This window comes from Endozoicomonas sp. ALB091 (assembly GCF_049310265.1).
Classification (GTDB): domain Bacteria; phylum Pseudomonadota; class Gammaproteobacteria; order Pseudomonadales; family Endozoicomonadaceae; genus Endozoicomonas.
Genome location: NZ_JBLYNQ010000001.1, coordinates 40,626 through 60,360, shown reverse-complemented (window position 1 = coordinate 60,360; position 19,735 = coordinate 40,626). Strand labels below are relative to the sequence as shown.

Genomic DNA, 19,735 nt, shown 5'->3' with positions numbered 1-19,735 from the left:
CAGCTTGAGTGAGTTTGACCCAATGGAGCTATCGAGAGGGTTGGCTGCTTAATCCTCCCACAAAAGAGTTTCCATGTTAATGATCCCTGTCATTTTTGATGAATATGCTGGTAGTAAAAACTGAGTGTTGTGTGGCAAGCTCAAAACCATCTGCTACGCTATTTATTCCAATAACAACAGGTGGACATATGGCTCATAACAGACATAGTGATGATCCTATGGAACGCATGGAAATCAGTATCAGGAATACACAAGACGGCATTCAAAGACTGTTCCTGCACAGCGCTAAACATGAACAAGCTATTGAATCGCTTCAGCAAGATGTCAGCTCACTTCAGCAAGATGTTGGGAGGTTGCGCCATGAAACCCGTGAACGCTTTGACAAGATAGAAGACACTCTTGCCATCATTGTGAACCACCTGCAGAAGTAACAGACACATAGCGATGGCTTCCACAGGACTCTGCCTGTGATGAATGCTCCCGACATGGAGGTCTCTACCATCGTCGTTAACTGAGAGTAGTGTCCTTGAAGGAATTGCCCCGTAATAAGTGCAGCATTAACAGTTCCTAAGCTCCAAATGCTGCCAGATCAACTTCCTCCAGGAACGGGCTTTTCAGTGCTTCTGCCACAGTCATCCGTTGACTTGGGTTTTGATGCAAAAGAGCTTTCGCCAGTTGGATCGCTTCCTTGTTAACGCCCATACGTTCCATTTCGGCAATGGCCTTATCCCGTCCATCGAGTTTGTATTCGATCGTCTCCACAGCGTCTGACAGGTCTGATCGATAGAAGTAACGCTTCCCGGTAAACATCTCTGTCAGCAATACACCCAAAGACCAGGCATCTTCAGCCTTTAAGTTGGCATTTTGGAAAATCAGATCATCGGGTGACCTGTAGCCAGGGGGGCAAAGAGCGATATGCAGCACAAAGTCTGTCGGGTTGTAAACCTTGGGGGTTAAATCAATCTCCGGGTCGCCCGCAGTTCTGGCTAAGCCAAAATCGATCAGCTTCAGGCGAGCTTCGCCATCAATCACAAAATTTTGCGGCTTTATATCCCGATGGACATAACCTTTTTCGTGTAATGAAGCAACCGCTAAAGTAGCTTGTTTGAATAAGTGGGCAAGCAGTTTTTCATCCTTGTGGGAGATGGCATTAACTGTTGCAGGATCGTTCCCGGGCTGGGTGCCTGTGTTGTGCAATGCTTCGATTAAGGAACCCATACTTGTGCCATGAAGTGGCGTATGGATCACGCCGTCAATTAATTCATGGGGTATTACATAATCACCGGCGCATCTCAAGGCCACTTCACACTCTTTTTCGGGGGAATTGATTTCTTCGAGCAGTGGGTCCACCTTATCTTGTGCCTCAACCATTTGCTCAATAGTGATAATGTTATTGAAACAGCGTTGGGATAATGCATCAACTATGTTGCTACGCATAACTTCAGTGACTGTTCTCCCATCTGCATGGGGCTTTTTGGCCACCATGAAACGGTGTCCATGGCGGCATAGTTTCGCACGGCCAAAGGTACCCTCACCCAGATCTTCCATAGGCTGGCCATGTCGATTCGTTAACGAAACAGGACGTTCAGACACCCGGCGGAAATCTTTGTACCGAATATAAGCATACACTCGCTGGAGCTTTTTCTTGCAAGCCAGAGCCAGTTCTTTCAAGCTTCGTCCCTGCCAACTGCCTTGTTTCTCTGGAGTGGGCTCTTTGATACGGTGGGGATGATCTATCATGGATTTTGTTATTTTCATGGTGCTATTCCCTGTGAGTGTGAGATTTCCCTATTACCTGAAAATTCCTTACAAGTAGTTAACCATTTTTTTTCATATAGATGCCTGACAGGCTGGTCAGCCAGGGTAACAGCTAGATTTTCATGGAAAAGAAGAAATGCAAAGAGTCAGACAATGACCGAAGCCTGAATAAAGCTCCGGTTTTTTGCAGGGCTCTGGACCCCGGTATTACGTCGTTGTATCACCGGGGGATTGACTGGTATTGAGCTTATTTGATCGAGCTTTTGAAGCTAAAGGAATAGGCACCGTTGCTGTCCGGCTGTCCCAGAAAAGCCAGCCCTTGTTTCATCGGTGCAGGTAACGACGCATCGGGCGTCATTTTTCCGGTAAAGGTATAACGGCCACTGGTGCTCAGCTGAAAATCGCCATAGCTGTTCATGATGGATGATGTCTGTGTCACCCTGGCAATCAGGCTTCGGTTCTGACAGCTTAATTGTGCAGTTGAATTCCCCAGATCAAACTGGCCGAAGGGTGAGGTTAATCCACTGTTTGTGAGTGCTGCATTACCATTAATATTCACACACCCTTTGTCGTTTAAAATAAGCTCATCCAGTTCCAGCAGGACATTACCTTGTACTTCACCGGGAATGTTGCCGCCTGTCGTGTCTTGTAAAGATGCGAGTAACCACGGCGCGGTGGTATCCAGTTCGACATTATTCAGTGTCAGCGTCTGTCGGTTAATCACCACCGTTCCCTGGCCTTCAACAGGGGATGCTGCATTGCCCAGCTCCACCGAAACCTGAACCTCACCCTTCAGGAGCGAGGCGGGTTCAATCTGCCAGCGGATGGCTGGTAGCGCCAGCGGTTTTCGTGACACCGTCAGCGTGACGCTTTCGGCGGCTCCAGACCATAGAGTGCCGGTAATTCCAGACATGTTGACGGGTAATTGCCGGGTTGGCAGGTATTGCCAAACGGTTGCCGCCGACATATTGGCTATCAGAAAACCGCTGTAGCTGACCAGACCAAGCGTCGAAAGCAGTATAACCTTACCCATTTTTCCCTGTGTCATATTCTGATCAACCACGTTCAAGCTGCAGGCGACGTACTTCAACAAAACCACTGGTATCCGTGGCTTCCAGTTGTATGTTGGCCACCTTGATCCGATGCTGTTGTTCCAATGTTGTCAGCCAGCCTATCAGTTTATCGAAGCGGGCATTGGCCAGATCAATATCCAGCGTTTCGCCCTGGCCGTTGGCTCGCTGAACCCGCTGGATTACCAGCTGATATCTGCCCGCCAGCTGGTGGATGGTCTGGTCCATAGGCGTATTGCTGACAGGGCGGGCAGTGGCACCTGAAGCTCTCAAACTGAGGACCTGCTCCGCCTGCTGTTGTATCTGCGTCAGCTGTGCGCGGCTGGCAGCCACTTTCTTCTCTGCCAGTGCCTGTTGTTCAGTAAGCGGTGTCATCAGGCCCTGCCAGATCAGCCAGATAAACAATGTGACCAGTGCCGTGGCAGTGAGCCACTGCTCCCGCCGGGAAAGCTGCCGCCAGCGGGCAATCATGCTTTGCCAGAAAGGGCTGGCGCTGTTTATGGTATTGGTAAGGAAGCTCATCAGGACACACCTCCTGAAATAACCAGCATGCCAGTCACTGTATCTCCGGTACGTTCAAGGGCTTCTATGGCAATGGTCAGCCCTTCGCCCCGGTTAAGATCTTGTTCAAACTGTTCCCGGAAACGGGTGAACACCTCGAAGTCACTGGCTTGTGCCTGAATACGCAGACTTTGTCGTGCACCTTCTCTGGTGTTGACAGTGAAAGCCATGGAACTGGCTTGCAGCTCGGGGAATGCATTCAGCACCGGGGTAATTTGGGCCAGCATGGCCAGCATACTCTGTGAGGTTTCTTCTGGTTGCTGTAACGCGGCCAACTTCTGCCGCATCTGGGATTGCAGCCTGACAACCCGTTCACCCGGAAACAGCTGCCGGTAAATATTGTTGGCCTGCTGTTGATAAGATGCCGCAGTCTGTTCCAGTTGATGGGTTTCCAGCACCGAGTGAGTGGTTACCAGAATCAGCAGCAGGCAGGCCATCAGGGCGGTGGCCCACCATGGCAGCAGTCGTTGGTGCCAGGGTGAGGCAGGCTGCCATTGCCCCTGCAGCAGGTTGAGTGGTGAATTACCGGCCTGAGGGGTCAGCAGTGTTAATGGTGCCGAGGCATGTTGCTCTGTTTCCAAAAACGTCAGTTCAGGATGCTCCTTTTTCAGGCCATCCATAAACAGCGTTAACCACTGTGACTCACAGACGGCTGTCTGCCACTGGCCATATCGGGCAATGGTCAAATCATCAATCTGCAATAAACGGCACTGGTTTTCTTCGATGGGGAGCATCAGGGCATCGGGTACCCAGCGTTTGGTTATCACTCGGGCATTGGTCAGCCAGCCTTGCCACTGTGCCATATCGGCCTGTTTGATGACGGCCAGATGAGCCTGACTGTCCCCATGCTGGAGAACGGCAACGTGCAGGTCTTCAACATCATCACCCAGCTCTTCTTCCAGACGCCAGGGAAGGGACTGGCGAACAGCGGGGGTCAGTCGTCCCTGAATAGTCAGAGTATGCAGTGTCACCCGGGCTGATGGCACCAGAATGGTAACGGCCATCGTAGCAATTGGCTGACCGGACAATGTCCCGCTGCTGACGGTTGTGTCGGCATATTGTGCAATAAAATCCGATACTGTTGGCCAGAAACCATGGGCAATAGCGTGTTCTTCATGGTTGTCCTGCAGCGTTTCAGTGGCGATATCCGCCGGGCAAAGCTGCCAATAAACCGGTTGTTCGTGATGCTCCGGTAACCTCAATAGCAGGTGAGGATTCATTAAACTCCTCCAAATTTACGGCGAATGACCGTTAATTGGTTGTCTTTGGAGCGAGCCAGGAGAGTGTTCAGTCTGACTTCGCTTGCGCCGTAATTGGCTATTGCATGCATTTCAAAATAGTAGCTGACGATGGTCAGACGTTTGCCTGCGTCAGTACTGCTGAAGTTGGCCAGCAATGGCTGGCTGGTGAAATCGGCCACCGCATCCCATCCTTCCCGTGGCCGGGTTTCCAGAATATTGCGTGCCTGATCAACGGGCAGCTGATCAATATAGAGCGCGGCCAGTATTTCCGGTTGGTCAACAGGAATGGTATTCACATTGATGGCCAGCTCGGTACTGGGCAGGGCACAGAGGTAAGGCATAACTTTTTGGGCGACGGACGTTGATACTCCCGCCACGGCACGCCATTCACTGATATCGCGCATCAGGGTTTTGCTGCTTAAATAAGGGAGTGGCCGGGCGAGGTAATCCAGGTCACTTTCGCCTTCCCGAAGAGCTTCACTGCTGACCCAGTTTCGGGTTGCCCGGGTAATGCTGTCTGACTCCCACTGTGGTATTTCCAGGTATTGCAGCAGGGCAGAAAATACCTGACTTTCAGGTGACTGCTGTAATGTGTCGTTCGCTTCTGTAAGCGGCTTGGCCAGGGCATTGATATTAAAACAGGATTGTGAGTCTTTCAGTTGACCGGCAATCTGGCCGCCTTCAACCGGTAATACTACATTGTTGGTGGCCCAGTACTGCCCGAGATGGGTGATGTCCGGATCATCTTCAAAGTTCTGTTTCAGTGTTTTGATCGCCAGGCTTTCCCCGGAAAAGGCATACCAGCGCGCCTGCTCCCGTTGCTGCATGGATTGGGTTCTGGTCAACTGGGTGCGGAAGGAGAGCGTTAACTCATTGGCCAGTAAAACCAGCAGTGTCAGCATCAGCAATACGCTCAGCAGGGCAATGCCTTGCTGGCGATCAGGGTAATGGGCTTTGCTACTGCCTTTGTGTCTGGAACAGCAATTACCACGGAGGCACAGAGACACGGAGACAAGAAAACCTTTCTCTGTATCTCTGTGTCTCTGTGGTGAATCATTATTTAAACCGGTCATAATGCAGGCTGCCAGGATGCTGGCAGTATATAGCGTCGCTCTATACGTCCAAAGTCGCTCATATCAAACTCAATTTTCAGTCCTTCCGGTAAAGAGCCTTCAGCCAATAACAGAGAGTCCCGCCACTGACCATTGATGTAAAAACTGAATTTCAATGAGTTGATATCGGTTAATAAGATCTGGGTAACCGGCTCGACATTGATGGATGCAGGATCGAGGACATGATGATACTGGCGCTCCAGACGGTTATCACGGAGCCGATAAAAGACCCGCTGCAATTCCGGCCTGGGTAACCGGTAGTCCGGGTTGTGCCAGCCATGGCGCACAAGTGCCAGTGCTTCATCGTCACTGTCCAGCATCTGCGAGTCGCTGAACAGGCTTTGCGCCGTGACCCGGTTATCTACCCGGGTTCCCCGGTCGGCAATTTGTTGCAGGTCCTGGTCAATCAGCAACAGCGTGTATTGCAGTTGTCGCAGGCGCTCATTTTTAGTCAGTACAACATCATGGGCGGTCATCACGCCCTGAAAAATCTGCCAGGCACTGAGGCTGATGATGCTGAAAATAGCGATGGCCGCCAGCATTTCCAACAGGGTAAAGCCCTTTAGCTGTCGTTTGATCTGCATCATCCCTGTTTGACCATATAGCTTCTCAGTGTCGCCAGTACCGGACTTTGTTCGCCCTGTTCACCGCGTACTTCAACATCAATCGCCCGGAAATCGTTATCAGCGGTTTTGATACTGCGAAAACGGACAAACCACTGCTGTCCAGCCAGTTCATGCTCTGCCCGTTGCCAGCTGAGTGTTGGCCACTGCTGTGTCAGATGAATGTCTGTCATCTGATTATCCGCCACCAGTCTTGCCAGGGTGCGTTGTTCCAGTATCGGCGTGTTGCGCACACTTTCGCCGCTCATGGACAGTACCGACATCCCGGCAATGGCCAGCAGTGCAAGGGCCAGCAGTACTTCCAGTAAAGTAAAACCCTGTGCCGCAGAGACTCTGGAAGGCATCACCGTTGAACTCCTTCCATCAGGGCGATTTCGCCATGTTCTTCGATATTGATAGACAGGGCGTGCCTGGGGTCATCCGCAGAAAAGAGCTTTAACTCTGCCGGTGAAATCTCTCCGGAGGCCCAGAAGAACAGATCTGGTTCAGCCTTAGGTTCGGAGTCTGATAAAGACGCTTTATCGTCAGTGTCAAAGGTAAAACCTTTATCCTGTTCCAGTGTTTCTCGCCAAACCGACTCACCAGGCAAAATGGCCAACCGCAGGGCCTTATTCAATGCGACCGGTGAGAGGGTCCGGTCCTCGCTGACTGGCTGCCATTTCCCCTGCTTATAAACCAGAAATTGATAGCCTTCGGTCGTCTGTTGCAGCCCCATATCCATACCATGGAGCAGTGCTTTTTCCTGCGAGGTGTGAGCCAGCATGATCAGACGTCGGGCCTCTTTCTGCATAAGTGCACCACTGTCGTCAGGTATCAATGATGGAAGAATGGCGGATATGGCTAACCCCAGGAGTACCATCACCAGCATGATTTCCAGCAGTGTGAAACCGTGCTGGTTTACTCGCTGTCCTGTTTCGGAGTGTGTAACGTCGTTAGCCATTGGGCGTGGTTAGCTATCCAGGTTCCAGTTACCGGTATCATCATCGGTGCCTGGCTGACCATCCGGGCCAGCGGAGAAAATATCCACAGGACCGTGTTCCCCCGGACTCAGCATCAGATAATCGTTACCCCACGGGTCTTTTGGCAGACGACGAATGTAGCCATTGTCACGGTACGATCTGGGCTCCGGGCTGCCAGACGGTTTGCTGACCAGCGCTGCCAGTCCCTGCTGGGTGGAGGGGTAGTTGTTATTTTCCAGCTTGTACATATCCAGTGCATTTTCCAGGGCAACGATATCACTCACCGCTTTTTGCAGATCGGCCTTATCTTTATTGCCGATAATGTTGGGGGCAACCATACTGGCCAGTACGCCAAGAATGACAATCACCACCATGATTTCCAGCAGGGTAAAACCTGACTGCTTTTGTCTTTTATTAAGAGGGTTCATTGGGTTTTCCTAATGGTCTGATACTGGTTTTTACCACAAAGTTTACTCTGAAGTCTGGCTCCAGAATGTAAGTACGATATGAATTCCCACCGGGGCCTGAAGGTACACAAACATCAACCGCCTACCAGTGAGTTCAGGTCCAGCATTGGCGTCAAAATGGCCATAACGATAAACAGTACGACACCGGCCATGGAAACAATCAGCAATGGGCCGAAAATGCCCAGTGCGATATTTACCTGGGATTCAAATTGCTGATCCTGATTATCTGCCGCCCTGGCCAGCATGCCGGTGAGTTCACCGGACTTTTCACCGCTGGCAATGATGTAAAGCATCATGGGGGAGAACAGTTCGGTCTGCTCCAGTGACTGCCAGAGGGAAGACCCCTCCCTGACCCGCTCAGCGGCCTTGAGCAGTGACGTCTGCATGTGTTGATTCACCAGCACCTTTGCTGCAATTCCCATCCCTTCCAGTAGTGGCACGGTACTGCTGGTCAGTATGCTCAGGGTTCTGGCAAAACGGGCACCATCGACCCCGCTGAGAACACTGCCAATCAGCGGCAATTTTAGTAGCCAGCGGTCGTGTACCAGTCGGCAGGTTCGGCTTCGCTGCAGGATCTGTTGGCGTATTACCAGGGTGACAAGTAGCGCCATGGCAATGCCCGGTCCATAGGCACGAACAAAGTCACTGATGCTGATCAGAGTGAGCGTCATGGTGGGCAGCTGTTGCCCCATATGGGCAAACTGTTCAACCACCGTGGGGACCACGGTCACCAACAATGCCGCCACAACACCAATGGCCACCAGTGTCAGGATGGCCGGGTAGATCATGGCCTGAATCAGTTGCCCTTTGATTTTCTGGCGGTGCTCGGTAAAGTCGGCCAGCCTTTCCAACACGCCATCCAGGTGGCCTGATTTCTCCCCAGCCGCCACCATGGAACGGTAAAGCCGGTCAAAGGTTTTCGGGTAGCAGGCCAGGCTGTCCGCCAGCGATTGCCCTTCAAGAATTTTTGAACGAACCGTGGTGACGATGGATTTCAGGTGCGGTTTGCGCAGCTGTCTTACCAGTGCCTGCAGACACTCTTCCAGGGGGATGCCCGCAGCAACCAGCGTCGCCAGTTGCCGTGTCAGCAGTGCGACTTCCGCATCGGTTGCCTGTCTTTGCAACAAGGAGCGAAACAGGCTGCTCGATGATGAACGTTTATTTTGGGTCGTATCCGACGTTTCCTGGCCAGTGGCTGCACTGACGGCGATGGCATTGAGCCCGGAAACCCGCAGCTTTTGCCGCACCTGACGAGGTGAGTCGGCTTCTATGACGCCTTTACTTTTTTTCCCTTTGGCATCCAGGGCTTCGTAAGCAAATACGCTCATAGGCTGTTATTCCCTGGTGACACGCATCACCTCTTCCAGAGTGGTGATGCCGCTGAGAATTTTTCTGAAACCATCCGTTTGAATACTATTCGACGAATGACGTATTTCCTGTTCAATGACTTGTTCACCGGCACCATCATGAATCAGCTGGCGCACCCGGTCATTGACCAGAAACAGTTCATGGATGCCGGTTCGGCCACGGTAACCCGTGTTATGACACGCCTCACAACCGGTGGATTGCCACAGCAAATGGTTTGCTGAAAGCCCCATCAGGCTGATTTCAAGGTCGGTGGCAGGGCGCTGTTGTCGGCAGTCCGGGCAGAGTGTTCTGACCAGACGCTGGGCCAGTACTCCCAGCAGGCTTGAGGCCAGCAGGAAGGGCTCAACCCCCATATCCCGGAGGCGGGTGACGGCACCGACGGCGGTATTGGTGTGCAGTGTGCTGAGTACCAGGTGTCCGGTTAACGACGCCTGTACGGCAATTTCGGCGGTTTCCAGGTCACGGATCTCACCGATCATGACCACATCCGGGTCCTGTCGTAGAATTGCCCGCAGCCCCCGGGCAAAGGTCATATCCACCTTTGGATTAACCTGGGTCTGGCCAATCCCCTCCAGTTCGTACTCCACAGGGTCTTCAACCGTGAGAATGTTGCGCTCACTGTTGTTAATAACACTCAGCCCCGCATAGAGCGTGGTACTCTTGCCGGAACCGGTAGGGCCGGTGACCAGAAGGATGCCATGGGGTTTATGCAACTGCTCCCGAAACTGTTGGCAAAGTGTGCCTTCCATGCCAAGACTGGCCAGGTCCAGCCGGACACTGTTGCGATCCAGCAGACGCATAACGATCCGTTCACCGTGGCGAGAAGGCAGGGTTGAGACACGAACATCGACGGCACGGCCACCAAGACGAAGGGATATACGACCATCCTGGGGAATACGCTTCTCCGCGATGTTCAGCCTGGCCATGACTTTTACCCGGGACACCAGCACGGCTGCCAGCTTGCGCTGGGGACGGAGGATCTCCCGTAAAACACCATCAACACGAAAACGAACGGTCAGGTTTCGCTCAAAGGTTTCAATATGGATGTCAGAGGCACCTTCCTTGATGGCCTCGCTGAGCATGGCATTGATCAGGCGGATAATCGGTGCACCGTCGTCGGCTTCCAGCAGGTCTTCATCTTCTGGCAGTTCTTCTGCCAGGGCCTGAAGACCTTCATCATTGCCGATGTCGTTCATGAGTTGTCGTGCAACGGAGGAGTCCTGTTGATAATGGTTGGCCAGTTTCTGCTCAAACTCATCATCGTCCAGGGCTGTCAGGGTCAGTGATACGCCTGCGAAACGTCTGACCTCCTGCAGTGCTGCAGTAGACGGCAGCCCTTTGTACCAGACCTGAGCCTTGCCCTGGTCGTTGTATGCGAGCAGCAAGTTAAAGCGACGGGCGAAAGAGAACGGCAAGTTGCGTTTTCTTTCCGGGCTGACAGACTCTGGCCTGGGGGTTACCGAATCCCTCATCCGTTTCTCAATGGTCAGGGCCAGCGCTTCACTCAGTGCTTGCTCTTCCCGTTGGGATGCTCCATGGCTCAAAGCTGTATCAGGGCTCAGGGCTGCTTCGGTCATTACCTTTCCCCACCGGTACGACGAACTGGTTTTATGGATGCCTGAGTTGAGGCTTTTTCCAGCTCGACAGCCTTTTCAGCTTCTGCAGACTCTTCATCCATCTGACGTCTGAGTTCATCAAGGAAATCCCGGGCCGTTGGCTGTTCCGGAAGCACCGGGGTGTCGAAACCGGGCATCAATGAAATACCCCGGGCCTGCCTGTCCAGCTGGTAAGCACGGATAAGGTCGTACTTCTGGCCACTGATGGCGTTCATGGTCAGATCATCCCGAATAATGGTCGGACGAAGGAAGACCATCAGGTTCTTCTTCACCTTTTTGCTGGAGGTCGAACGGAACAGATGACCAAGGACGGGTATATCACCCAGCAGCGGTACTTTGGAAACACTTTCCTGGACGTTTTCATCCAGCAGTCCGCCTATAACAACGGTATCCCCGGTTTTCACCATCACCGATGTTTTTACCTTGCGGGTGGCAAAGGTCACATCAACGGGAGTGCGGCCATTAACGCTGGAGACCTCCTGCTCAATGGTCAGTTTTACGGCATCTCCGGCATTGATCTGTGGCGTGACCGTCAGCTTGACACCCACTTCTTTACGCTCAATGGTCTGGTATGGGTTATCGTTACCGGAGCTGGGCGTGGAGCCAGTGAGTGTGGGCACTTCATCACCGACAATAAAGGAGGCTTCTTCATTATCCAGAGTCAGCAGGCTTGGCGTCGCCAGCACATTGGACTGGCTGGATGTGGTGACGGCCTGAAGCAGTGCGGTCCAGTCACCGGAGGTGACACTGAAGGCTGCGCCGGAGACCTTTGCCAGTGCTGCGGCAAGGGCGGTGTAATCCCCTGGTTTATCAGGATTTATTGTTGTTCCATCATCATTGATAATTGTGGAACCTTTTTCATCTTCAGCCTCTTTCATCCCCATCAGAATTTCCCCGATAGGAACGCTTGAACCATCCTGGAACTGCATCAGGCTGGTGCCATCGGCATTGGCCAGCTGGAATGACAGGTTAATGCCATCCCCATCCGCCACTTCAACAATAATGGCTTCCACCATCACCTGGGCACGGCGGATATCCAGCTGCTCAATCACAGATTCCATGGCCTGCATCACATCAGGGCGTGCGGTGACCACCAGCGCGTTGGTCTGCTCATGGACTTCAATGCTGTAATCACCGGATGCGCTTTTACTGCGGTTACCAGAGGCAATCAGCATTTTACCAACGCCGTCCAGCACCTTTTTCAGGTCTTCTGCTTTGGCATAGTGGAGATAGAAGACACGGATATTGCCAGTGGACTTACGCTCGGCATCCATTTGCAGCAACAGGCTTTTCATGCGTTGCAGGGTCTGGGTATCGGCAGAGAGAATGATCTGGTTGCTGGCCTCGTTGCTGACAATGACGGGGGGCATACCGTTGGCTTTCTGGCCCTGTCCGGCGTAGATAGACATCAGAATCCGTTCCATCTCACTGGCGGAGGCATGGAACAGCTGGACAATCTGAATATTGCGCATGCCTGCCTGATCAACACGGCGAACCACCTCGGCAACACGCTCAAGGTTATTGGCCCGGCCACTGAGAATCAGAATATTCGACGGGTCGTAATGTACGACACTGCCTGAATTATCAACCAGCTGTCGGAGAATAGGAGACAACTCACGGACAGGTACATGGTTTACCGGCAGAACCCAGGTGACCATCTCATCACCACCATGGGCGACCTGTTCACCCAGCTTTTTACCAGCCACCACCGGTATCGACGAGGTGCGGGCATTTTTGTCCGGTATGATTTTGACCAGGCCATTTGCATCTTCAACCGCCGCGAACCCATGAACGGACAGTACCGACAGAAACATCTGATAGTACTGTTGCCGGTTCAGTTGCTCATAAGCCCGGATAGTCACCTCACCCCGAACACCGGGATCAATAATGATGGTGCGGTTCAGGTTGGCACTGACCGTGCGGATAAACTCTTTAATATCCGCCTTGTCAAAACTGGCGGAATACAGGGAATGGGCGGATGCATAACTGCCCGTTCCCAGAGAGTTATAGTTCGGTGCAGAAGAACTGCTGGCCAGTACAGCGGGTGATAAAGGCAACGCCAGCGCAAACGGTATGGCTGTTAATAGCGCCTGCGGCCAACGCAGGGATAAAAAACGCGTCCTGGATATCAGTGCACGGATTTCCCCTGCGCACACCGACGATGAAAACATAGCGGCACCTTTGTATATCTTAATAATCAGGAAGACAGGTCAATCTCAAAACGCTGGCCATCCCTCTCAATGGTTAATAAGAGCTGAGTCATTGAAGACAGTTGTCCAATGACTGTCATGGCTTCACTGGTGTTTGTCAGGTCATAACCGTTGATAGCCACAGCCATATCGTTGGCTTTAAGGCCAAGCTGAGAAAAATAGTCCGGATATTTGGCCGGATTGACCCGGTATCCCTGCAATTTCCCGTCTCTGCGCATGGGTGAAATGGTCACGATCTCTGTCCAGGAGTCCGGTTTATCCTGAAGCTTTCGGCGAATATCGGCAACAGCACGGCTTTTGGGACGGTTTGCTGAGGTTGTTTGAATAGCGGGGCCTTTTCTGGCTTCATCCGGGTACATCAGCAGTGATTCGTACCGCTCACCATTACGAATGATGACCCGGTCAGCATAAATCCTGTCCACTTTTGCCCGTGTCCCTTTCAGCGTGTCGCCGGGCCGATAGGTGGCATCAGAAGATCCGGAACGAATAATGACCAGAGATTCATCCGGGTTACTGCTGGCAACCAGGCCGGTGATGCGCACCGCCAGGCGTGACACGGGGACATCTTCCGGAACAGGAGTTTGCTGTGGGGCGGGTGGTTTACCAAACAGCTGCAGGTTTTCCAGCGCAGAAAGCGGATTGTTGTTGGCCGTAGTTCGGGCTGTCGGGATCTGTGCCTTGATACTTTGGACTGTTGAGTGCCCGGTCGGGTTATCTGGCAGAAGCTGCCATGTGATCATAGCCAGCTGTCTGGCAAGCAGGATAATCAGAATAACCTGACAGAGTGTTCTGAGGTGATTGAGCCTGAAAAATCTGGAGGACGTCAGTTGACGTGCAATAACGCTTCCATGGCTAATTATTGTGTTATTCAGTGACGTCACAGCTTGCTCTCGTTTACATCAACTCAGTCCGAGTCGTTTACCAGGTTGTGCTGGTCTTTGGTTTGTTTAATGGTTTGACAATATAACAAAAAAGATTGTCAGCGTCTTTTAGGTATAAAATCTAAGTTTTCTGTTTAATTCTCAGCCGTTGATTTTTTTTAGTTCCTGCAACTGGATTTGGATATTTTATAACCTGAACGATTAGCTTTGTCAGCAGTGAAAAAAATTGAACTTATGCACGAACACCCAGTCAATAAAAGTTGTAACTCTGTATGTCAATCAAATAACGTGAATGGCAGGAGCGCCGACAACGATGAATCCTTTAGCACCTGATACTCTTGTGTTGGCTCAGACAACATCCCGGAAACATGCACAAACGCCAGGACAGGCGTCAAACAATGGGAAACTGGAGTTTTACTATGATGCATCCTGGCTTGGCTTTGAAGAAGAGAAGTGCCTGGAGGAGTTGCAGGCAAAAGTTGCTACTACTCAATTACATGCCGCAATTATCAACTATGAATTATTTCAGAATGTTCTTTTGAACAAATACGACCTGTCAGATTGTGCTGTTGATGACAGGTCAAAAAAATTCATCATTAACCTGATGATCGCCGATTTGATCAATGTCCGTATGGCAAATGGGCGAACAGGCATAAAAGCGTCCTACGACCGCATTCAAAGTGTGGGAGATTGTATCAAAAGCCTGGAAAAGCTGATTACAGAGGGTTGGGACGACGAGTCAGCAAAAAACCTGGCCAGTAATCTCGCATTTGAACGTCGGGATCTGGCGATTACCATGCCAGAAGGATATGATCACCACCGGGGGATGACGATCAAGGTGGGCACTAAACAACTCTCGTCGTTCAGATGCAGGGCGCGCGACGCCTACATTCGTGAAAACTCAGCATTATTTGCCCACGATGGAGCAGCAGAGAAAATAATCAATGCCCTGACGAAGTTTGGCCAGCAAATAGCTAATGCATACGCTCCGGGATTGTTTCCACTGCAACCACAAAAATTCAACCTCGCTAATCAGAAGACCATTATTGAGATTGAGGCTAACAGAATGCTGCCCGGTGATGAGTACGCACTGTGTGCAGAGCGAGACAGACTGCAACAAAGTATGTTCCGGGCCCTGAAGCAAATGACCTCCCCAGACTCCGGGCTGGTCAACATGATATTGATGTCCCCATGGGCTGCCGGTTTTCTGGCTGAGCCTCAAAAAGAGATTCTCAGAAAAAGCTTGACCAAAGAGGATAAAAACCTGCCAATCCCCTGTTATCAGGCATGTCTTTTGTACTACTTGATCAAAAGAGACTCCCATTTCCGGCGGGGGATGATTCAAGCAGGGATTAACCCCAAGGCATTAGATTCAACAGCAAAGGGATGCATGAATATCCATAATCTGGCAAAAGCCCGGCAGGGTATTGATGGTGCCACAGGACAGTTGCCCACAGAAATAGAGATCAGCAGCGATGCGTTATATGAGGCTCACATGCAAAGCCTGAGTGATGTGAACTGGCTGGCCGCTTTTGTATACTCCTCGGAAGCTGAAGATATACGACACTTTCTCCAGAATAAGTTTATTTTTTTACCCTGGAGCGATTTCCTCTGCATACTCAACCTGCCAGATTACCTTGAAGCGCTTGGCATTAAGCCGGAATATGCTAATCCACTCGAGCGTTGAAGTATAAAAGTACTCAATGGAGCTACGACCCAAAGCTCCATTTACTATCAATGATTAAAAGTCGTATCTCAATTTGGCACTGATAGTGTCAGCATCAAAACCAGACTTCCAGGTATGATCGTAATTGACAGATGCGGTCAGATTATTGCTAATCATATAATTAGCGCCCAGGCCGATTTGCCAGGTGGTTTTCTCAGGTGCGGCACCAGTGCTGGTGATAATAGTATCGCCCGTCAGAAAGCGGCTCCGTGTCTGTACCTGATCACCGGCAAAATCGTGTCATATATTGAGGGATAAGGCCGTATCAAGTGAGCTTTGGTTAAACTCAAAAGTTTTCATGGCAGGTAACTATTCAGCACCCAGCAAAGGCATATTGCTGTAATTCTGAACAGCTCTAAGTAGTGACTGGTATATATCCATACCCTATTTTCTAGCTGACGACAGATAGCTCCGAATCCGTGCAAAAAAAGCACCTCCGTCCGCACTCCTGAAGCAGCCTGAGATTTTCCGCTTTAACTTGGCCATGCGAATATCCCGTTCACTGCCATTGTTGTCGAAGGGGATTGTAAAATCTGACATGAACCGCAGTGTTTCAGTTTTGAACTCAATGAGTCGTTTGAAGAGGTTGTAGGCTTTGGTATTTTTGACTTTCTTACGGCCGAGCTCTTGCCGCTGTTTCTCCATATAGGCGACTTCTTTCGTTAATGCCCGCTGAAGTAAGCGGTCATAAATCTTCTCAATACGTTCATGGATAACACCCGGCATTTGTAGCATACCTATGGTCTTAAAGCCCTTGCAATAATGCCAGGAAAGCCTGAGCAATTTCATCAGACGTAACGTCAGTTGATTGCCGTCCCGGTCAACAATGCCCAAAAGCTCCCTCAGGTAATGGGCATTGCAAAGAACGTGAACTGCCGCATATGAAAAGTAGGATTTCCAATGATCATGAACCAGAACGCCGACAAACGTAAGTAGTATGCCCATCGCATCCATGGCCTCACGACCCCGCTTTTCAGCCTGGTAGTAAAGTGTCCATTGGTCATCCCGCATAACGTGTAACCAATAAAGAGAGCCTTCGGCCCGCATGCCAGTTTCATCGACTCCGGCAACTGCCGTTTCCTGCAAGGCGTCACGAATGGCATCCTCAGTAGAGGCCAGGTTTTCATGGGTCCTGGCCACAAAATTGGCTACCGTTCCAGCGCTGACACTCATCTTTATAGAGCGTATTAAAATACTCTGACACACGCTTATCCGGTACGAAATCATATTGATTAAGATAGACGGCCACAGCCTGAGTAGCTGGGCCATATTGCACGGCTGCAGTTACACCTTCCGGGAATTTAGCCTGATTTTTGCAACCACATGTGCAGATTTTGACCTCAGCTTTATAGGCAGTTACTTCAAATTCACCAAGCTTTCCTGGCTCAAACACCGTCGCTCAATATATTTGACCGACTCCTTATCAAGGAGAGAAACCTGACATTTATGGCATTCTTTAACCTGAAGGAACTCAATATAATTAGGGTTATCGACCTGCTTGAGGCAAGTTCCCTGATGCCCTTTCTGTCCACCGGATTTATTGTCGGAAGACTGTCTCAGACTTTTTGGATTGGGTTTGTCATTATTTGATGCATCAGCACCTTCATCGGTATCGGCGGGATTATCTCTGGAATCACTGCTTTTACAAGGTTTTTGATAACCATCAGACGATGGTGGCTTACTGCTGTTTTGACTGTTCTTGCTAACCCTTTCTTCCAATTCTCTACATCGTTCTTCCAGACAGGGAACTCTTATGCACAACTGTGCATTCTCTTTCAAGAGCGTCTCAGTCGACATAGTTGTAGGCAGCTCTGGAACCATGTTGGCGAATGTTGGTAAATAAAAGTGCTTAAGAGAATGGTATAAAAATCAGAAAATGCCAGATTTATGTGAGGGGTGCTGAACAGTTACATTTTTTGTATGGGGGGGGGCGGCTGGTACGTATAGCGAATCTAGAGTATGTTATGCGAAACATGATTCATGTAAACGACTGTTAGCTGCCAATGGTGCAACCTCAGCATTATTGGTAAAATTGAAAACTTCTTGCTTCATTACCTCTGAGTAGTATTAATGAACAAAATTTTGAACAAAAAAATTCAGAATTATTCTGTTTTTTTGAAAGAAAAAAGTCGCCCTCCAAGTAAGGGTGGAAATACGAAAGCACTACACGCACATTACGTAACTATTGATGATTGCACGTATAGCTTTCTAGCACTTGGATCACAACAATGGATTTATAAATCTGATATTGTCAGTTTCGAGTTTGAAGAAAGTGGTAAATACAAGAATATTGTAAAAGAAACAATAATTACCATTGATAAAAACGGGAAAGAAATTGTAAGAGGAAATCGAGGTTTTAAACATCAACTAAGAACAGCTGATGCTCGGCTTCCAGGAAGTAGAAGAGAGATCAATAGCTAATGGTTAAATGGATTAAAGTTATACCAATAGTTGCAACAATGTTAATAACTGGTTGTGCAATTAGATCGTCCGAGAACTATTCCGCAGTATTGAATAGTTGGTTGGGTAAAGATATAAATACATATTCCAGAATATGGGGTTACCCTGCTCAGATAATGAATCTTCCAAATGGAAATAAGCTATATATTTATTCGAAAAAAAGTAGTGTTCATATTCCTGAAACTTCTAGTAGTAAAACTGAATATAATGTTGTAGGCAGCACACTTTATAGTAATAAAAAAACAACAATATTTGGTGGGTATGACTTAAAAAGTTCATGCACTACAAAGCTTGAAGTTTCTGAAAGTCAAAAAATTGTAAATTGGACTTGGGATGGTAATAGTTGTGAGTATTCAGACGAAATTACAAAGCAATTAACCTATAATTCAGAGCTTGATTATTTATCTAAGGATTATTATACAAAGTTTGATCAAAATACATATTGTGGTATAGGGGCGGCAATAAGTTATGGTGTAATGCTTGATCGGCAGTTTGGTAAGTCTAAAGAAGAAGTATTAAAGAGATTCAACGATATAAATAGAGACTTTGTTGATACTGTTATTCATGTTGCTTTTTCTGAAAAAATCAGACTAACAGAAAAAGGACGTTTGTATTCTGCTGCAACATTTTCCGATGGATATTTTAATGGGTGTAGTGAAGATCCAAGCTTAAAAGGAAAGAATCCTATTCTTATTAAAAAGGCTGATAATGTAGAGGAAGTTAATTTGCTTAAAAGCGCTAATAACCTTAGTGCTGATAAGAGTTACTTGAATAGAAAGTATTATAAAAAATATGATAAAACAACTTCATGTGGCTCGTTGGCGAGAACTTCATACATGATAATGATGTTAAGGCAAGTTGGTAAATCTAAGGAAAGTATTTCAAATGATTTTAATAAGCAAAATACAGAGTCTGGAAGAGAATTAATAAATATGATATACGACATCCCAACACAAGATACAATGGATCAGAAGATGAAAATGGCTGCTGATTTCGGAGATGGGATTTTAGAAGGTTGTCAACAAAATCAATATCTAAAGTGATTTTTAATCATGAGCGATTATGAGATAGATAAACTGACAGCGATGCCCAAAGAGTCTGATACTGCTTCCACTCATGTTTCTCTTGCTGTGGACAGGTATGAGTGGCGTGAGAATAAGACGCAATATGTAAAAATAGATGGTGTAAAACTAAAAGAATTTTATAATGAGTATTTAATACTAATCAAAAAACTGAATCAGATAAGAAATATCTTGAAGTGAGTTAATACTGTAAAATTAACGGGCAGGGCTTACGCATGAAGAGAATGGTTCTCATTAATTCATTCACTCGAGCATAAAATGCACAATATTTACTATCAACATCCATGATTAACAGAAGTGAAGATGAACTGTTCAAGTAGTTCAGTCAGGTAGGAGTCATCCCAGGCACAATCATTGCGCCTGCGTCGAATACTGCCCTTTCCCACACGATCCATCTTAAAAATATTGAGTGCCAGACGACGCAGAGTCGATAAGTTTTCAGCTCCATTTTCATGCTTGGTTTGACACAGCAATTCCCGCAAAAAATAGAAAAATGAAGATTTTCCCTTAATTGTTTTATTGATTTTTTAGACACAATTAGACACAAATAGAACCATCAGAAAAAAAACTGATCAATAGGTTAACTTAAATACACTGAAGA

20 protein-coding genes and 1 pseudogene are annotated in these 19,735 nt (G+C 48.9%); 5 read left to right on the top strand and 16 right to left on the bottom strand.

Going from position 1 to position 19,735, the window contains the following annotated elements:
- Nucleotides 1–188 precede the first annotated feature (188 nt).
- Complete coding sequence (locus tag ACO6UX_RS00225; protein ID WP_422443766.1) at nucleotides 189–431, top strand: hypothetical protein; 243 nt, start codon at nucleotides 189–191, stop codon at nucleotides 429–431.
- A 136-nt stretch (nucleotides 432–567) separates the two neighbouring features.
- On the opposite strand, the gene ACO6UX_RS00220 is transcribed toward ACO6UX_RS00225, so the two are convergent.
- The 13 genes from ACO6UX_RS00220 to gspC all read right to left on the bottom strand — a co-directional run bounded on the left by ACO6UX_RS00220 (nucleotide 568) and on the right by gspC (nucleotide 13,866).
- Nucleotides 568–1,758 (bottom strand): protein kinase domain-containing protein, encoded by a 1,191-nt coding sequence (locus ACO6UX_RS00220; RefSeq protein ID WP_422443764.1) that lies wholly within the window; start codon nucleotides 1,756–1,758, stop codon nucleotides 568–570.
- Nucleotides 1,759–2,005: 247 nt separating this feature from the next.
- Complete coding sequence (locus ACO6UX_RS00215) at nucleotides 2,006–2,791, bottom strand: type II secretion system protein N (RefSeq protein ID WP_422443762.1); 786 nt, start codon at nucleotides 2,789–2,791, stop codon at nucleotides 2,006–2,008.
- A gap of 22 nt (nucleotides 2,792–2,813) precedes the next feature.
- Nucleotides 2,814–3,350 (bottom strand): type II secretion system protein GspM, encoded by a 537-nt coding sequence (gene gspM / locus ACO6UX_RS00210; RefSeq protein WP_422443760.1) that lies wholly within the window; start codon nucleotides 3,348–3,350, stop codon nucleotides 2,814–2,816.
- Nucleotides 3,350–4,609 (bottom strand): type II secretion system protein GspL, encoded by a 1,260-nt coding sequence (gspL, locus tag ACO6UX_RS00205; protein WP_422443758.1) that lies wholly within the window; start codon nucleotides 4,607–4,609, stop codon nucleotides 3,350–3,352. The genes gspM and gspL overlap by 1 nt, the downstream gene beginning before the upstream one ends.
- A complete protein-coding gene (gspK, locus tag ACO6UX_RS00200; RefSeq protein WP_422443756.1) occupies nucleotides 4,609–5,703 on the bottom strand; it encodes a type II secretion system minor pseudopilin GspK in 1,095 nt (364 codons plus the stop codon). Before gspK ends, gspL begins: the two co-directional genes overlap by 1 nt.
- On the bottom strand, nucleotides 5,700–6,329 hold the full coding sequence (gene gspJ / locus ACO6UX_RS00195) for a type II secretion system minor pseudopilin GspJ (RefSeq protein ID WP_422443754.1): 630 nt from the start codon (nucleotides 6,327–6,329) through the stop codon (nucleotides 5,700–5,702). Before gspJ ends, gspK begins: the two co-directional genes overlap by 4 nt.
- On the bottom strand, nucleotides 6,326–6,709 hold the full coding sequence (gspI, locus tag ACO6UX_RS00190; protein ID WP_422444724.1) for a type II secretion system minor pseudopilin GspI: 384 nt from the start codon (nucleotides 6,707–6,709) through the stop codon (nucleotides 6,326–6,328). Before gspI ends, gspJ begins: the two co-directional genes overlap by 4 nt.
- Nucleotides 6,709–7,305, bottom strand: coding sequence for a type II secretion system minor pseudopilin GspH (gene gspH, locus ACO6UX_RS00185; RefSeq protein WP_422443752.1), 597 nt, complete (start codon nucleotides 7,303–7,305; stop codon nucleotides 6,709–6,711). The genes gspI and gspH overlap by 1 nt, the downstream gene beginning before the upstream one ends.
- 9 nt (nucleotides 7,306–7,314) lie before the next feature.
- A complete protein-coding gene (gene gspG / locus ACO6UX_RS00180) occupies nucleotides 7,315–7,752 on the bottom strand; it encodes a type II secretion system major pseudopilin GspG (RefSeq protein ID WP_163372384.1) in 438 nt (145 codons plus the stop codon).
- Between the two features lie 113 nt (nucleotides 7,753–7,865).
- Nucleotides 7,866–9,119, bottom strand: a complete 1,254-nt coding sequence (gspF, locus tag ACO6UX_RS00175; protein WP_422443750.1) for a type II secretion system inner membrane protein GspF — start codon at nucleotides 9,117–9,119, stop codon at nucleotides 7,866–7,868.
- A gap of 6 nt (nucleotides 9,120–9,125) precedes the next feature.
- Entirely contained in the window at nucleotides 9,126–10,631 is a 1,506-nt protein-coding gene (gene gspE / locus ACO6UX_RS00170) for a type II secretion system ATPase GspE (RefSeq protein ID WP_422444722.1), read from the bottom strand.
- Nucleotides 10,632–10,735: 104 nt separating this feature from the next.
- On the bottom strand, nucleotides 10,736–12,946 hold the full coding sequence (gspD, locus tag ACO6UX_RS00165; RefSeq protein ID WP_422443748.1) for a type II secretion system secretin GspD: 2,211 nt from the start codon (nucleotides 12,944–12,946) through the stop codon (nucleotides 10,736–10,738).
- A gap of 26 nt (nucleotides 12,947–12,972) precedes the next feature.
- Nucleotides 12,973–13,866: a type II secretion system protein GspC gene (gene gspC, locus ACO6UX_RS00160; RefSeq protein WP_422443746.1), complete on the bottom strand. Its 894-nt coding sequence runs from the start codon at nucleotides 13,864–13,866 to the stop codon at nucleotides 12,973–12,975.
- A 313-nt stretch (nucleotides 13,867–14,179) separates the two neighbouring features.
- Between gspC and ACO6UX_RS00155 the strand changes: the two genes are divergently transcribed.
- Nucleotides 14,180–15,553, top strand: a complete 1,374-nt coding sequence (locus tag ACO6UX_RS00155; RefSeq protein WP_422443744.1) for a hypothetical protein — start codon at nucleotides 14,180–14,182, stop codon at nucleotides 15,551–15,553.
- 54 nt (nucleotides 15,554–15,607) lie between these two features.
- Here the strand turns inward: ACO6UX_RS00155 and ACO6UX_RS00150 are convergent.
- The 3 genes and pseudogenes from ACO6UX_RS00150 to ACO6UX_RS00140 all read right to left on the bottom strand — a co-directional run.
- A pseudogene (locus ACO6UX_RS00150) lies at nucleotides 15,608–15,820 on the bottom strand (autotransporter outer membrane beta-barrel domain-containing protein); the annotation flags it as partial.
- 156 nt (nucleotides 15,821–15,976) lie between these two features.
- The gene (tnpC, locus tag ACO6UX_RS00145) at nucleotides 15,977–16,819 is read right to left on the bottom strand and encodes an IS66 family transposase (RefSeq protein WP_422444720.1); all 843 of its coding nucleotides are present in this window, start codon (nucleotides 16,817–16,819) and stop codon (nucleotides 15,977–15,979) included.
- Between the two features lie 129 nt (nucleotides 16,820–16,948).
- Nucleotides 16,949–17,389: a DUF6444 domain-containing protein gene (locus ACO6UX_RS00140; protein WP_422443742.1), complete on the bottom strand. Its 441-nt coding sequence runs from the start codon at nucleotides 17,387–17,389 to the stop codon at nucleotides 16,949–16,951.
- 285 nt (nucleotides 17,390–17,674) lie between these two features.
- Here ACO6UX_RS00140 and ACO6UX_RS00135 point away from each other — a divergent pair, with 285 nt between their 5' ends.
- The 3 genes from ACO6UX_RS00135 to ACO6UX_RS00125 all read left to right on the top strand — a co-directional run bounded on the left by ACO6UX_RS00135 (nucleotide 17,675) and on the right by ACO6UX_RS00125 (nucleotide 19,314).
- On the top strand, nucleotides 17,675–18,013 hold the full coding sequence (locus ACO6UX_RS00135) for a hypothetical protein (protein ID WP_422443740.1): 339 nt from the start codon (nucleotides 17,675–17,677) through the stop codon (nucleotides 18,011–18,013).
- A gap of 101 nt (nucleotides 18,014–18,114) precedes the next feature.
- Nucleotides 18,115–19,095, top strand: a complete 981-nt coding sequence (locus ACO6UX_RS00130; protein ID WP_422443738.1) for a hypothetical protein — start codon at nucleotides 18,115–18,117, stop codon at nucleotides 19,093–19,095.
- 9 nt (nucleotides 19,096–19,104) lie between these two features.
- Nucleotides 19,105–19,314: a hypothetical protein gene (locus ACO6UX_RS00125; RefSeq protein ID WP_422443736.1), complete on the top strand. Its 210-nt coding sequence runs from the start codon at nucleotides 19,105–19,107 to the stop codon at nucleotides 19,312–19,314.
- Nucleotides 19,315–19,735 lie beyond the last annotated feature (421 nt).

Excerpts from the sequence above, each read along its gene's own strand:
- ACO6UX_RS00125 (WP_422443736.1), top strand. The coding sequence starts at position 19,105 with ATGAGCGATTATGAGATAGATAAACTGACAGCGATGCCCAAAGAGTCT.
- gspI (WP_422444724.1), bottom strand. The coding sequence starts at position 6,709 with ATGCCTTCCAGAGTCTCTGCGGCACAGGGTTTTACTTTACTGGAAGTA.
- ACO6UX_RS00155 (WP_422443744.1), top strand. The coding sequence starts at position 14,180 with ATGAATCCTTTAGCACCTGATACTCTTGTGTTGGCTCAGACAACATCC.
- gspL (WP_422443758.1), bottom strand. The coding sequence starts at position 4,609 with ATGAATCCTCACCTGCTATTGAGGTTACCGGAGCATCACGAACAACCG.
- gspD (WP_422443748.1), bottom strand. The coding sequence starts at position 12,946 with ATGTTTTCATCGTCGGTGTGCGCAGGGGAAATCCGTGCACTGATATCC.
- ACO6UX_RS00215 (WP_422443762.1), bottom strand. The coding sequence starts at position 2,791 with ATGGGTAAGGTTATACTGCTTTCGACGCTTGGTCTGGTCAGCTACAGC.
- ACO6UX_RS00220 (WP_422443764.1), bottom strand. The coding sequence starts at position 1,758 with ATGAAAATAACAAAATCCATGATAGATCATCCCCACCGTATCAAAGAG.
- gspM (WP_422443760.1), bottom strand. The coding sequence starts at position 3,350 with ATGAGCTTCCTTACCAATACCATAAACAGCGCCAGCCCTTTCTGGCAA.
- gspG (WP_163372384.1), bottom strand. The coding sequence starts at position 7,752 with ATGAACCCTCTTAATAAAAGACAAAAGCAGTCAGGTTTTACCCTGCTG.
- gspJ (WP_422443754.1), bottom strand. The coding sequence starts at position 6,329 with ATGATGCAGATCAAACGACAGCTAAAGGGCTTTACCCTGTTGGAAATG.
- ACO6UX_RS00140 (WP_422443742.1), bottom strand. The coding sequence starts at position 17,389 with ATGTCGACTGAGACGCTCTTGAAAGAGAATGCACAGTTGTGCATAAGA.
- tnpC (WP_422444720.1), bottom strand. The coding sequence starts at position 16,819 with ATGATTTCGTACCGGATAAGCGTGTGTCAGAGTATTTTAATACGCTCT.
- ACO6UX_RS00225 (WP_422443766.1), top strand. The coding sequence starts at position 189 with ATGGCTCATAACAGACATAGTGATGATCCTATGGAACGCATGGAAATC.
- gspH (WP_422443752.1), bottom strand. The coding sequence starts at position 7,305 with ATGGCTAACGACGTTACACACTCCGAAACAGGACAGCGAGTAAACCAG.
- gspF (WP_422443750.1), bottom strand. The coding sequence starts at position 9,119 with ATGAGCGTATTTGCTTACGAAGCCCTGGATGCCAAAGGGAAAAAAAGT.
- gspE (WP_422444722.1), bottom strand. The coding sequence starts at position 10,631 with ATGAGGGATTCGGTAACCCCCAGGCCAGAGTCTGTCAGCCCGGAAAGA.
- gspK (WP_422443756.1), bottom strand. The coding sequence starts at position 5,703 with ATGACCGGTTTAAATAATGATTCACCACAGAGACACAGAGATACAGAG.